Genomic DNA, 13,099 nt, shown 5'->3' with positions numbered 1-13,099 from the left:
GACGGCTGTGTCCCCCGGGGCCGGGCCCTGGCGAGGGGCCCGGGCCGGCCGGGGGGATGCCGGGCGGCCGGCGGATGTCGGGCGGGCGGCGGATGCCGGGCAGGCGGGGGATGCCGGACGGCCGGACCCTAGGCGGTCGGGATCAGCCGGGCGCAGTGGCGGCAGGCGCGCGCCGGGCCCGCGATCAGGGCGTGGGACACGGCGGCGAGCGCGGCCGCGAGGGCGGTCAGCGGCCAGTTCTGCGCCGCGATCGAGGCGGCGGCCAGGCCAAGGACCGCGAGCGCGGTGGCCATCGCGGTGGCGGTGCCGGTCCAGGCGACGACGAGCGGCAGCCGGGACGGGACGGAGCGCCGCCGGGCGAAGACTCCGGTGACGGCCGGCGTCCCGGCGGCGAGCAGCGCGGCGACCGCCGCGACGGCGGCCAGATGGACCGCGAGCAGCCGCAGCCCCCAGCCCTGGCCGCCGCTCGCGCCGTACGCCAGCACTCCGCAGAGCAGCAGGAGCGGCAGGGCGAGGGCGGCGGAGCGGGCCGCGTGGCGGGCGGCCGCGACGGTCAGCTCGGCCTGCCAGCCCGGGGCCAGCTCCTCGACGGTCCCGAACTCCCGGATCGCGTGGCGGGCGGCCTCGGGACGGCTCATTCCCTCGCGGGTGCGGGCGGCGACCGTCTCGGCGAGGCCGTCGCGGATCTCCTCGACCATACGGGCCTTGACCCGGGCCGGGCCGTGCACGGCGGCGGCCAGGGCCGTGACGTACTCCTCGACGAGGTCGCCGGCGGCCGGGCTCCCGGCCGGGGCGGGGCTCATACGGCGGCCCGGGGGGCGGCCGGGTTCAGCACCGAGCCGATCGCGGCGGTGAACTCCTGCCAGGCGGTCCGCTCGGCGGCCAGCGCCCCGCGTCCCGCCTCGGTCAGTTCATAGGCCCGGCGGCGGCGCTCGCCCGTCGACTCCCAGTCGCTGCGCAGGAGTCCGAGCCGCTCCAGCCGCTGGAGCGCCGGATAGATGGTGCCCGTGCGCAGCTCCAGCGCGCCGCCGCTGCGCCGCTGGACCGCCGTGATGATCGCGTACCCGTGCAGCGGGCCCGGTTCGAGCACGGCGAGCAGCAGTCCGTCCAGATGTCCTCGTACCGCGTCTGTCCTCATGGGTAGGCAGCCTACACACTCGACCACTTGGCATGCTATCTATTGGCAGCCAAGATATCTTCGCCCGGAGGGGCCCATCGTGACGAAAATGCTGCTGTCCATCCATGTGCTCGCGTCGATCGTGACGATCGGACCGATCACCGTGGCCGCCTCGGCCTTCCCCCGCTACACGCGGGCGGCGACCGGCGGGGAGGCGGCCGACGGCGGCGAGGAGAGCGGCGAGCGGGCGGCGGCCGTCGCCGGGATGCTGCACCGGATCTGCCGGGCCTACACGATCGTGGGGCTGGTCGTCCCGGTCTTCGGGGTCGCCACCGGGGCGAAGCTCGGCGTGCTGACCGACGCCTGGCTGCTGGTGTCGATGGCGCTCACCGCGATCGCCGCGGGGCTGCTCGCGCTGGCGATACTCCCCCGCCAGGCCCGGCTGCTCGAACTGGCGACGGCGGGGACGGGGACGGCGGGGACGGGGACGGGACCCGGCGGGGCCGTGACCCGCCGGGCCGAGGCCCGGCTCGCCGGCCTCACCGGGATCTTCAATCTGCTCTGGGCGGTCGTCGTGGTGCTGATGATCGTCCGCCCCGGCTCGACCACGGGGGCCTAGGGTCTTTCTTTTGGATCGGCCCGGGCGGGGGCTACTCCGGCAGCTCCACGGTGAAGTCGTACGCGTCGACCTCGGCGATCAGCAGGGCCCGCCGCTCCTCGTCGTCCTCCAGGAAGGCCGCCTCGAACGAGTTGCGCGCCAGCTCCCGCAGCCGCTCCTCGCTCAGCGCCAGGGCCTCGCGGACCGCGTGGAAGGTGTCGCCGACATAGCCGCCGAAGTAGGCCGGGTCGTCGGAGTTGACGGTGCACATCAGGCCCGCGTCCATCATCCGGGCGAGCGGGTGCTCCTCCAGTATGTCGATGACCCGCAGCCGTACGTTCGACAGCGGGCAGAGCGTCAGCGGCACCCGCTCCCGGGCCAGCCGGGCGACCAGCTCCGCGTCCTCCATACAGCGCAGACCGTGGTCGACGCGCTCCACGCCCAGGACGTCCAGGGCCTCGCTCACATAGGAGGCCGGGCCCTCCTCGCCGGCGTGCGCGACCTTGCGCAGACCGAGCGCGGCGGCCGCCTCGTACACCTCGCGGAACTTGGACGGAGGGTTGCCCGCCTCGGCGGAGTCCAGGCCCACGGCGGTGATCCGGTGGAGATACGGCTTGGCCGCCTCCAGGGTCTCCATGGCCGACTCGGCGGAGAGATCCCGCAGAAAGCACATGATCAGCCGGGTGGAGACGCCGTGCCGCCGCTCCGCCGCGTCCAGCGCCCGGGCCAGGCCCTCGATGACCGTGCCGATGGGGACGCCCCGGGAGATGTGCGCCTGCGGGTCGAAGAAGATCTCCGCGTGGCGCACGCCCTGGGCCGCCGCGCGGGTCAGATACGCCTCGGCGAGGTCGGTGAAGTCATCCTCGGTGCGCAGCACGGCCATCAGGCCGTAGTAGAGGTCCAGGAACGACTGGAGGTCCTGGAAGTCATAGGCGCGGCGCAGCGCTTCGGTGTTCTCGAAGGGCAGTTCCACCGCGTTGCGCGCGGCGAGCGCGAACGCGAGTTCGGGCTCCAGGGTGCCTTCGACGTGCAGGTGCAGTTCGGCTTTGGGGAGTGGCACGGGTCCAGCTTCGCTCATGGTCGACGTTTGGGGACGGGGACGCGCAGAAGGTCGGAGGCGACGGTCAGCTCGGCGTCGAATCCGGCGGCGCGGGCCTGACGCTCGAACTCCCCGGCGTCCGGGTAGCGCTGGGAGAAGTGGGTGAGGACGAGATGGCGCACGCCCGCGTCACGCGCGACCCGGGCGGCCTGACCTGCGGTCAGATGGCCGTGGTCGGCGGCGAGCCGGGCGTCCTCGTCCAGGAAGGTGGACTCGATGACGAGCAGGTCGCAGCCGTCCGCGAGGGCGTGGACGCCGTCGCAGAGCCGGGTGTCCATGACGAAGGCGAAGCGCTGCCCGGGGCGCTCCTCGCTGACGTCGGCGAGGGTCACCCCGCGCAGTTCGCCCTCGCGCCGGAGCCGGCCGACGTCGGGCCCGGCGATGCCGTGGGCCGCGAGCCGCTCGGGGAGCATCCGGCGGCCGTCGGGCTCGGTGAGCCGGTAGCCGTAGGACTCGACGGGGTGCGAGAGGCGGTGCGCCTCCAGGGTGTACGCCTCGGTCCGGGCGAGGGTCACCAGCCCGTCCGGGCCGTCGACGGGCGCCTCGGTCAGCCGTACGGTCTCGCGGTAGGCGGTGGCGTACCGCAGCCGCTCGAAGAAGTGCCGTCCACTGGCCGGGTAGTGGGCCGTGATCTCGTGCGGGACCTGGTCGAGATTGATCCGCTGGATGACTCCGGCGAGTCCGAGGGAGTGGTCGCCGTGGAAGTGGGTGACACAGATCCGGTTGAGGTCGTGGGCCGCGACCCCGGCGCGCAGCATCTGGCGCTGGGTGCCCTCGCCGGGGTCGAAGAGAATGCCCTCGGCGTCCCAGCGCAGCAGATAGCCGTTGTGGTTGCGGTGCCTGGTGGGCACCTGGCTGGCGGTGCCGAGGACCACGAGTTCTCGTACGGACACGGTGGGACGCCCGCTATCCGGGGGGCCAGGCGAGGCCGCGGCCGCCGAGGAGGTGGGCGTGCGCGTGGAACACGGTCTGTCCGGCTCCGGAGCCGGTGTTGAAGACGATCCGGTATCCCGGCTCGACGGTCTTCTCCAGCGCGGCGACCTCGCCCGCCACCCGCAGCACGTCGGCGGCGAGCACGGGCTCGGCGGCGGCGAGGGAGGCGGCGTCCGGGTAGTGCGCCTTGGGGATGACCAGGACGTGGCTGGGAGCCTGGGGGTTGATGTCGCGGAAGGCGACGACGGTGTCGGTCTCGCTGACCACGGTGGCCGGCACATCGCCCGCGACGATCTTGCAGAACAGGCAGTCAGCCTGGGGTTCTCCCGCCATGCCGGGTTTCCTCCTCGCGTGGGTCGACCAGTACCCGAGCATGCTATCGACCGGGGCCGCCCACCGGCGCGCCGGGCGGGACCCGCGGACGGGGCCCGGCCGGCGCGCCGCCGTTCAGGGGAGCGAGGGCGGCGACTTCGGCGGATTCCCGGCCAGCGCCTCCAGGCCCATCCGGACCGCCTCGTCCAGCTGCGGATCACGGCCGGCGACATGGTCGGCCGGGGTCATGACCACCTCGACGTCGGGGTCGACGCCGTGGTTCTCGACGCCCCACTCGTATCCCTCCAGCCAGAAGGCGTACTTCGGCTGGGTCACCAGCGTGCCGTCCACCAGGGAGTACCGGCTGTCGATGCCGATCACCCCGCCCCAGGTCCGGGTGCCGACCACCGGGCCGATGCCCAGGGCCTTGATGGCCGCGTTGACGATGTCCCCGTCCGAGCCGGAGAACTCGTTGGCCACGGCGATCACCGGTCCGCGCGGCGCGTCCTGCGGATAGCTGGAGGGGCGCATGCCGCGCGGCAGGTCCCAGCCGACGATCCGGCGGGCCAGCTTCTCGATGATCAGCTGTGAGGTGTGCCCGCCCCGGTTCTCCCGCACGTCCACGACCAGTCCGTCGCGGACCACCTCGACGCGCAGATCGCGGTGGATCTGGGCCCAGCCCGCGCCCTGCATGTCGGGGACGTGGAGATAGCCGAGCCGGCCGCCGGACCGCTCGTGGACATGGGCCCTGCGGTCGGCGACCCAGGCGTGGTAGCGCAGGGGCTCCTCGTCGGAGATCGGGACCACCACGGCGTGGCGCGGATCGCCGCCGCCCGCCGGGGCGACGGTCAGCTCGACCGGTTTGCCCGCCGCCCCGACCAGCAGCGGGCCGGGTCCGGCGACCGGGTCGACCGGGCGGCCGTCGACGGCGAGGATCGCGTCGCCCGCGCGGATCGCGACCCCGGGGGCGGCCAGCGGGGAGCGGGCGTCGGGGTCGGAGGTCTCCGAGGGCAGTACGCGGTCGATCCGCCAGCTCCCGTCGGCGGCCCGGGAGAGGTCCGCGCCGAGCAGCCCCTGCCGGGTCGAGCCGCTGCCGTATCCGCCCCGGGGGGTGACATAGGCGTGCGAGGTGCCCAGCTCGCCCTGCACCTCCCACAGCAGGTCGACCAGGTCGTCGTGGGTGGCGACCCGGTCCAGGACCGGGCGGTACCGCTCCAGTACGCCGTCCCAGTCCACGCCGCCGAGATCGGCCCGCCAGAAGTTGTCCCGCATCAGCCGGCCGGCCTCCGCGTACATCTGCCGCCACTCGGCGGCCGGGTCCAGCAGCCGGCGGACACGGGAGAGATCCACCGTGATGTTGGTGTCGCTGTCCTCGTCGCGGGAGGCGCGGCGGTCGCTGGGGACGACCTTCAGCGCGCCGTCCACGGTGAGCAGCACCCGCTTGCCGTCGCCGCTGACGGAGTAGCCCCGGACGTCGGAGGCCAGCTCCTCGCTGCGCAGCTGGACCAGGTCGTACCGCTCCAGGGCGGTCCTCGGGCCCGGGTCGTCCGGGGTGGCGCGGGTGGCGCCCAGCACTCCGCGCAGCGGGTGGCGCAGCCACAGCAGGCCGTCCTTGGCGGCGCGCAGGGTGGAGTAGCTGGCGGCCTCGACGGGGAACGGCACTATCCGGTCGGCGAGTCCGTCCAGATCGATCCGGGTGACGGGCGCGCCGTTCTCGCCCTCGGGCCGGTCGTCGGCGTCCTTGTCCTTGTCGGCCTCGAAGGCCCGCCCGTGGCGCTGCGGTCCGAACGGCGAGGGCGTGGTGGCGGCCAGGGTGATCAGATGCGGGCGGCAGCCGCCGACGAAGGCGAGGTCGAAGACATGGGTGTCGTACACCGGGTCGAAGGCGCGCTCGGAGAGGAACGCCAGATGTCTGCCGTCGAGGGTGAAGGCGGGCTGGTAGTCGCGGAAGCGCAGCGGGGTCGCCTCGGAGACGGCGAGATCGGCGGTGTTGGCGAGCTTCAGCTGGCGCAGCGGCGCCAAGCCCGCGTGCGACCAGGCGAGCCAGCCGGAGTCGGGCGAGAAGGTCAGCCCGGTGGCCTCGCCGTCCTCGGAGCGGTCGACCTCGCGCACCTCGCCCGACTCGCGCTCCACCAGCAGGACGCGGCCGTCGTGGGAGGCGACGGCGGCCCGGCCTCCGTCGGGCGCGACGGCGAGGCTCAGCACCCTGCCGAGCTGTCCGGCGCCGAGCCTGCGCGGGGTGGCGCCGGCCGCGGTGCCGGTCGCGGGCGCGAACTCCAGGGCGTCCTCGCCCTCGGCGTCGGTCACCCAGACGACGTGCTGTTCGCCGTCGGCGCGGAAGGTGCGCGGGAGCCGGGCCCGGACGCCCGGCTCGACCGCCAGGGCGCGCGCCGGGCCCTCGCGGTGGGTGACCCAGTGGACGCCGCCGCGGATCGCTACGGCGCTGCCGCGGCCGGTGTGGTCGGGGGCGGCGGAGGAGATGTGGTGGTCGGCGTGGATCAGCCGGGGCCGCAGATCGGTGCGCTGGCCGCCGAGGCGGATGTCGAGCCGGCGGGGCTCGGCCCCTTCGAGGTCGTCGAGGAGCCAGAGTTCACCGGCCGAGGAGTAGACGACGCGGGTGCCGTCGGTGGCGGCGTGGCGGGCGTAGAAGCCGTCGACGGGGGTGTGCCGCCGGAGTTCGGAGCCGTCGGGGAGGGAGGAGTAGAGGGCTCCGACGCCCTCGTGGTCGGAGAGGAAGGCGATCCGGCCGCCCGCCCAGAGGGGGTATTCGAGATTGCCGTCGAGTCCGGTGTGGATCCGGGTGAAGTCGCCGTCGCCGGCGCGGTCGATCCAGAGCTTTCCGGCCGTGCCGCCCCGGTAGCGCTTCCAGGCGGCGGCCTCGCGGCCCATGGTGGCGGAGAGCAGCAGCACGCCGGGGTCGCCGTGGGCCAGACCGCCGACCGGTCCGTACGGAAGCCCGGCGGCGGGGCCGCCGTCGAGCGGGACGGCGCGGGCCCAGGTGCGGCGCAGGGAGGGCTGTCCGTGCGCGGTGAGGGCGAGGATCTCGCCGTCGGGGGTCCAGCCGCGGACGGCGGTCCTGGGGCTGCCCCAGTGGGTGAGGCGGCGGGTGGGTCCGCCGTCGACGGGCGCGAGATGCACCTCGGGCGCGCCGTCGCGGCGCGACGTCCAGGCGATGTGCGAGCCGTCGGGCGAGATCCGGGGATGGTCGACCGGCACATCGTCGGCGCTGACGCGCCAGGCGCGGCCGCCGTCGAGGGGGGCGACCCAGACGTCGTCCTCTGCGGTGAAGGCGATCAACTCGCCGTGGGTATGCGGATACCGAAGGTAGGCAGGCTGCGTCACCCTGTCACCCTAGGCAGGTCAGTACGGCGGGAACAGGGCTTTGGGGGAACAGGGCTTCGCCGGATCAGGGGGCCGGGGTTCGGGACGGCCGGGGGCCGGGGTTCGGGACGGCCGGGGGCCGGGGTTCCGGGCGGCGGGGACCGGGGTTCGAGCGGCCGGGGCCCGAACCCCCGGCGGGGCGCGCGGGCCGGGCCGGATCAGGAGCCGCGGGCCTCCGCGGGGGCGGTCACGGTCCGTGTCACGGTCACGGTCACGGTGGCGGCGGGCCGGGGGCGTTCGCCCCAGGGGGTGGCGCGCGGCGGGCGGCTCGACGGGCCGCTCTTGTCGCAGGCGCCGAGGAAGTCCGCGTCGAACGCGGTCTCGCCGTCGATCCGCGCGGTGAGGTCGCCGCGCACACAGTCGCCCGACCGCTCGTCGGTGACCGTGCCCCGGAGGGTGATCGGCCTGCGGGAGGCGGTCTCGCCCTCACAGTCGACGGTGGCGCGGTCCGCGCCCCGGGCCGGGGAGGCGCTCGCCCCGCCGCCGTCGCCGAGCTTCGCCGTACAGCTGAACCAGCGCACCTCGACGCCGAGGCGTTCCAGGGTGCTGGTGGCGGTGCGGTCGGTGGTGAGGGCCACGGAGCTGGAGCTGAGTCCGGCGTCGGAGGCCGGTTCGCAGCCGGTCAGGGCGATCGCCGCGGCGCCCGCGACGCCGATGGCGGCCAGAAGGGGAGGGCGGAGGCGTCTCGCGCCGTTCGCCGTGGTGCTGTTGTCGCCGGTCGTGCCGTTCATGAACGGCAGCGTGGCACCGAGCGGCGGCCAGTAAAAGAGTGGTTGCGGACACACATCCCCCGTACGGTGACGGGGATGACCAGGAAGCTGATCCGGCCCCGCAGGCTCGTCATCAACCCCGACACGGTCTATATGTGGACGGTTCGCCACAAACACTCGGGCGAGGACGGTCGTTGGCCCGACTGTCGTACGATCCTGTCCTTACGCCGCGAAGGCACCGTCCCCCGTCTCGATCTCGCCTTCCGCGCAGGCCACGGCCGGATCGTGGCCGACGGCTACGCCGAGTCCGGCACGGTCGGCGACAGCGAACAGAACTGGCTGAATCTCTACGAACCGGGAGTCGTCCGGCGTTTCGCCGCAGAGGCGACGGAGCGCGGGCTGCTGCCCGCCCCGCAGGGGACGGCCGAGACGGACGGCTGGCCGCTCTTCGACGCGATCACGGGCGCGCGGGTCGGCTGAGGCCGAGGCCGCGGGGCGGGGCGACGTCAGGTCGCCCGGGGCCATCCGCGCGGCCCGGGCCCTGCGGGGCGAGCCAGGACCGGACCGGCCCAGGGGCCGGCCGTCCCGGTCACGACCAGCGGCCGGTGCGGCCGAGGAGCAGGGCGACGCCCGCCGTCCCCGCCGTCGAGGTGCGCAGCACGGTGCGCCCCAGCCGGTACGGCCTCGCCCCGGCCTCCGCGAAGACCGCCAGCTCCTGGGGCGAGACCCCGCCCTCGGGGCCCACCACCAGCACGATCGAACCGTCCGCCGGAAGCTCAGCCGCGGCGAGCGGCTCCGCGCCCTCCTCATGGAGCACGGCGGCGAAGTCGGCCGCCGCGAGCAGGGCGGCGACCTGCTTGGTCGAGGCCGGTTCGGCGACCTCGGGGAAGCGGAGGCGGCGCGACTGCTTGCCCGCCTCGCGCGCGGTGGCCCGCCACTTGGCGAGGGACTTCGCCCCCCGCTCGCCCTTCCACTGCGTGATGCAGCGCGCGGCGGACCACGGTACGACGGCGTCCACACCGGTCTCGGTCATGGTCTCGACGGCGACTTCGCCCCGGTCGCCCTTGGGGAGCGCCTGGACGACGGTGATACGCGGCCGGGGCTCGGGCTCGACCGGGAACTCCCGGGCCTCCACGATCAGCCGGTCCTTCCCCTCCGTCCGCAGGACGACCCCGGCGACGCCCCGGCCCAGACCGTCCGTCAGGACGATGTCCTCGCCGGGCTCCAGCCGCCGTACGGAGACGGCGTGCCGGCCCTCGGAGCCGTCGAGGGTGAGCGGGACGCCGGGCGACGCGCCCTCCAGCGAGTCCACGACGAAGACGGGAGCGGTCATCAGGAGTCCTCCGGGACGAGTTCGGCGCGGGCGCGGTCCGTTTCGGCGGCGAGCGTCTCGACCAGCTCCCCGGCGGGCAGGGCGCGCGCCATCCGGTGGCCCTGACCGGCCCAGAGGGACATCCCCTGCGGGTCTCCCGCTTTCGCGGCGGCCTTGCGCAGACCGCTCGTCAGATGGTGCACCTGGGGGTAGGCGGCGGGGGCGTAGGGCCCGTGCTCACGCATGAAACGGTTCACCAGCCCGCGCGCGGGACGCCCGGAGAAGGCCCGGGTCAGCTCGGTGCGGGTGAAGAGCGGATTGGTCATGGCCTGCTTGTGCAGGGTGTGGGCGCCCGATTCGGGGCAGACCAGGAACGCGGTGCCGAGCTGGGCGGCGTTCGCCCCGGCCGCGAACGCGGCGGCGATCTGGGTGCCGCGCATCAGTCCGCCGGTGGCGATGACCGGCAGGTCCACGCTCTCCCGGATCAGCGCGATCAGGGTGAGCAGTCCGATCCCGGCTCCGTCGGCGGCGGGGTCGTCCCGGTGGGTCCCCCGGTGTCCGCCGGCCTCGACGCCCTGGACGCAGAGCGCGTCCGCCCCCGCGAGCTGGGCGGTGCGCGCCTCCTCGGGGGTGGTGACGGTGACGACGGTGAGGGTGCCGGCCTTGGCGAAGGACTCCAGGACCTCGGCGTCGGGACAGCCGAAGGTGAAGGAGACCACGGGCACCGGGTCGTCGCGGAGGATGGCGAGCTTCGCCTCGTAGCCGTCGTCCGAGTCGGAGTCGGGGTCGCCGAGCGGGGTCTCGTACCAGGCGGTCTCGCCCGCGAGCTGCTGCTGGTAGACCTCGATGGCGGCGGGGTCGGCGGCCGCCCGCTGCGGCATGAAGAGATTGACCCCGAAGGGCTGTGCGGTGAGTCCCCGGATCTGTTTGATCTCCTGGTACATGCCGCCCGCGGTCTTGTACCCGGCGGCGAGGAAGCCGAGTCCGCCCGCCTCGGACACGGCCGCGGCCAGTTGCGGGCACGACGCGCCGCCCGCCATGGGGGCCTGCACGATGGGATACCGGCAGAGATCGGTCAGTGCGGAGGACATGCTTGCATCGTGCCACGTCGCCCCCGGGCCGCCGAATCGAGCGGGACCGGGCGCGGGCCCCTGATCCCCGACGGGTCCCGGGCGGGGCCGGGGTGAGGTCCGGGCGAGGACCGGGCGAGGCTCCGGCGGGTCGCGAACGAGGGTGCGGCGGGGCTCCGGCGTATCGCGGCCGGGACCCCGGCGCGGCCCGGGCGGGCCGCCAAGGCCCGCGCGCCGGGGTCCCGTTGGCCCCGGACCCGAACCCCGCGCCCGGAAGCCCGGGCCCGCCCACGGAGAGCGCGGGAGCCCGGGGGCGGGGGAAGCGCGGGGCACGGGAAGCGCGAGGGCACGGGAAAGGGGGGCACGGGAAACCCCGTACCCCCCATACCCGCGTCAAGCGGCCTCAGCGGCCGTTGAAAGCGTCCTTCAGCCGGGAGAAGAGCCCCTGCTGACCGGGCTGGAACTGGCCCAGCGGGCGCTCCTCGCCCCGCAGTTTCGCCAGCTCGCGCAGCAGCCGTTCCTGCTCGACGTCGAGCTTCTGGGGCGTCATCACCTCGACGTGCACGATGAGATCGCCGCGTCCGCCGCCCCGGAGATGGGTGACGCCTCTGCCGTGCAGCGGGATCGACTGCCCGGACTGGGTGCCCGGCCGGATGTCGACCTCCTCCACGCCGTCGAGGGTCTCCAGCGGCACCTTGGTGCCCAGCGCGCCCGCCGTCATCGGCACGGTCACCGTGACATGGAGATCGTCGCCGCGCCGCTGGAAGACGGGGTGCGGAAGCTCGTGGATCTCGACGTACAGATCGCCGGCGGGACCGCCGCCGGGGCCGACCTCGCCCTCGCCCGCGAGCTGGATCCGGGTGCCGTTGTCGACACCGGCGGGGATCTTCACAGTCAGCGTCCGGCGGGAACGCACCCGTCCGTCGCCCGCGCACTCCGGGCACGGGGTCGGGACGACCGTCCCGAAGCCCTGGCACTGGGGGCACGGCCGCGAGGTCATGACCTGGCCCAGGAAGGACCGGGTCACCTGCGAGACCTCACCGCGGCCGCGGCACATGTCGCAGGTCTGCGCCGAGGTGCCCGGCGCCGCGCCCTCGCCGCTGCAGGTCGTACAGACCACAGCGGTGTCGACCTGGATCTCCTTCGTGGTACCGAAGGCGGACTCGCTGAGGTCGATCTCCAGACGGATCATCGCGTCCTGGCCGCGCCGCGTCCGCGACCGGGGCCCGCGCTGGGACGCCGTCCCGAAGAACGCGTCCATGATGTCCGAGAAGTTCCCGAAGCCGCCGGCTCCGAAGCCGCCCGCGCCCGCGCCGCCGGCCTGCGACAGCGGATCCCCGCCGAGGTCGTAGACCTGCTTCTTCTGCGGGTCGGAGAGCACCTCGTAAGCGGCGTTGATCTCCTTGAACCGCTCCTGGGTCTTCGGGTCCGGATTGACGTCCGGATGCAGCTCGCGTGCGAGCCGCCGGAAGGCCTTCTTGATCTCGTCCTGCGATGCGTCGCGGCGCACGCCGAGTACGGCGTAGTAGTCCGTGGCCACTTACGACTCCGCCAGGATCTGTCCGACGTAACGTGCCACTGCGCGTACCGCTCCCATCGTTCCGGGGTAGTCCATGCGGGTCGGTCCGACCACGCCGAGTTTGGCGACTGCCTCGTCGCCCGAACCGTAGCCGACGGCGACCACGGAGGTGGAGTTGAGCCCTTCATGGGCGTTCTCATGACCAATACGGACGGTCATGCCCATACCGCCCGACTCCTTCGCCTCACCGAGCAGCTTGAGGAGCACCACATGCTCCTCCAGCGCCTCCAGCACGGGCCGGATGGTGAGCGGGAAATCGTGCCCGAAGCGAGTGAGATTGGCGGTGCCGCCGATCACCAGCCGCTCCTCGGTCTCCTCGACCAGGGTCTCCAGCAGAGTGGAGAGCACGGTGGTGACCGTACCCCGGTCCTCGGGGTCGAAGGAGTCGGCGAGATCCTGCACCAGCTGCGGGACGTCCGAGAAGCGGCGTCCGACGACCCGGCTGTTCAGCCGCGCCCGCAGATCCGCGAGCGAGGTGTCCCCGAAGGGCGCCGGGCAGTCGATCATGCGCTGCTCGACCCGGCCGGTGTCCGTGATCAGCACCAGCATCAGCCGCGCCGGCGCGAGGGAGAGCAGCTCCACGTGCCGGACGGTGGACCGGGTGAGCGAGGGGTACTGGACGACGGCGACCTGCCGGGTCAGCTGCGCGAGCAGCCGTACCGTACGGCCGACGACGTCGTCCAGGTCCACCGCGCCGTCCAGAAAGCTCTGGATCGCGCGGCGCTCGGCCGAGGAGAGGGGCTTGACCCCGGCCAGCCGGTCCACGAAGAGGCGATAGCCCTTGTCCGTGGGGATGCGCCCCGCGCTGGTGTGCGGCTGGGCGATGAAGCCCTCCTCCTCCAGCACGGCCATGTCATTGCGGACGGTCGCCGGGGAGACGCCGAGCCGGTGCCGCTCGGTGAGGGCCTTGGAACCGACGGGCTCCTCGGTGCCCACATAGTCCTGGACGATGGCGCGCAGCACCTCGAGTCTGCGTTCGCTGAGCATC

13 protein-coding genes are annotated in these 13,099 nt (G+C 74.0%); 2 read left to right on the top strand and 11 right to left on the bottom strand.

From position 1 onward, the window contains the following. Positions 1–128 precede the first annotated feature (128 nt). A complete protein-coding gene (locus ACF089_RS09960) occupies positions 129–803 on the bottom strand; it encodes a permease prefix domain 1-containing protein (protein ID WP_392024272.1) in 675 nt (224 codons plus the stop codon). Next, positions 800–1,138 (bottom strand): helix-turn-helix transcriptional regulator, encoded by a 339-nt coding sequence (locus ACF089_RS09955; RefSeq protein WP_392024269.1) that lies wholly within the window; start codon positions 1,136–1,138, stop codon positions 800–802. Before ACF089_RS09955 ends, ACF089_RS09960 begins: the two co-directional genes overlap by 4 nt. Before the next feature lie 79 nt (positions 1,139–1,217). On the opposite strand from ACF089_RS09955, the gene ACF089_RS09950 reads away from it, so the two are divergent. Then, positions 1,218–1,736 (top strand): hypothetical protein, encoded by a 519-nt coding sequence (locus tag ACF089_RS09950; protein WP_392024266.1) that lies wholly within the window; start codon positions 1,218–1,220, stop codon positions 1,734–1,736. Between the two features lie 31 nt (positions 1,737–1,767). Here the strand turns inward: ACF089_RS09950 and ACF089_RS09945 are convergent, their stop codons facing one another. From ACF089_RS09945 to ACF089_RS09925, 5 genes are all read right to left on the bottom strand, one after another. After that, a complete protein-coding gene (locus ACF089_RS09945; protein WP_392024263.1) occupies positions 1,768–2,775 on the bottom strand; it encodes an adenosine deaminase in 1,008 nt (335 codons plus the stop codon). 14 nt (positions 2,776–2,789) lie between these two features. Next, positions 2,790–3,707 carry a ribonuclease Z gene (locus ACF089_RS09940; RefSeq protein WP_392024262.1) on the bottom strand — a complete coding sequence of 306 codons (918 nt, stop codon included), beginning with the start codon at positions 3,705–3,707 and terminating at the stop codon, positions 2,790–2,792. A 13-nt stretch (positions 3,708–3,720) separates the two neighbouring features. Further along, the gene (locus tag ACF089_RS09935) at positions 3,721–4,080 is read right to left on the bottom strand and encodes a histidine triad nucleotide-binding protein (protein WP_392024260.1); all 360 of its coding nucleotides are present in this window, start codon (positions 4,078–4,080) and stop codon (positions 3,721–3,723) included. Between the two features lie 114 nt (positions 4,081–4,194). Continuing rightward, positions 4,195–7,401: a S41 family peptidase gene (locus ACF089_RS09930; protein WP_392024258.1), complete on the bottom strand. Its 3,207-nt coding sequence runs from the start codon at positions 7,399–7,401 to the stop codon at positions 4,195–4,197. A gap of 197 nt (positions 7,402–7,598) precedes the next feature. Further along, positions 7,599–8,171, bottom strand: a complete 573-nt coding sequence (locus ACF089_RS09925) for a hypothetical protein (RefSeq protein ID WP_392024256.1) — start codon at positions 8,169–8,171, stop codon at positions 7,599–7,601. A gap of 75 nt (positions 8,172–8,246) precedes the next feature. Here ACF089_RS09925 and ACF089_RS09920 point away from each other — a divergent pair, with 75 nt between their 5' ends. Further along, a complete protein-coding gene (locus ACF089_RS09920) occupies positions 8,247–8,630 on the top strand; it encodes a hypothetical protein (RefSeq protein ID WP_392024253.1) in 384 nt (127 codons plus the stop codon). Between the two features lie 109 nt (positions 8,631–8,739). Here the strand turns inward: ACF089_RS09920 and ACF089_RS09915 are convergent, their stop codons facing one another. From ACF089_RS09915 to hrcA, 4 genes are all read right to left on the bottom strand, one after another. Beyond that, complete coding sequence (locus ACF089_RS09915) at positions 8,740–9,483, bottom strand: 16S rRNA (uracil(1498)-N(3))-methyltransferase (protein ID WP_392024251.1); 744 nt, start codon at positions 9,481–9,483, stop codon at positions 8,740–8,742. After that, positions 9,483–10,553 carry a nitronate monooxygenase gene (locus ACF089_RS09910; RefSeq protein WP_392024249.1) on the bottom strand — a complete coding sequence of 357 codons (1,071 nt, stop codon included), beginning with the start codon at positions 10,551–10,553 and terminating at the stop codon, positions 9,483–9,485. Before ACF089_RS09910 ends, ACF089_RS09915 begins: the two co-directional genes overlap by 1 nt. 382 nt (positions 10,554–10,935) lie before the next feature. Continuing rightward, complete coding sequence (gene dnaJ, locus ACF089_RS09905) at positions 10,936–12,072, bottom strand: molecular chaperone DnaJ (RefSeq protein WP_392024246.1); 1,137 nt, start codon at positions 12,070–12,072, stop codon at positions 10,936–10,938. After that, complete coding sequence (gene hrcA / locus ACF089_RS09900) at positions 12,073–13,098, bottom strand: heat-inducible transcriptional repressor HrcA (protein ID WP_392024777.1); 1,026 nt, start codon at positions 13,096–13,098, stop codon at positions 12,073–12,075. Between the last annotated feature and the right edge of the window lies 1 nt (position 13,099).

This window comes from Streptomyces sp. NPDC014894 (assembly GCF_043080985.1).
Taxonomy (GTDB): domain Bacteria; phylum Actinomycetota; class Actinomycetes; order Streptomycetales; family Streptomycetaceae; genus Streptomyces.
This window is presented reverse-complemented; position numbering and strand designations above follow the sequence as displayed.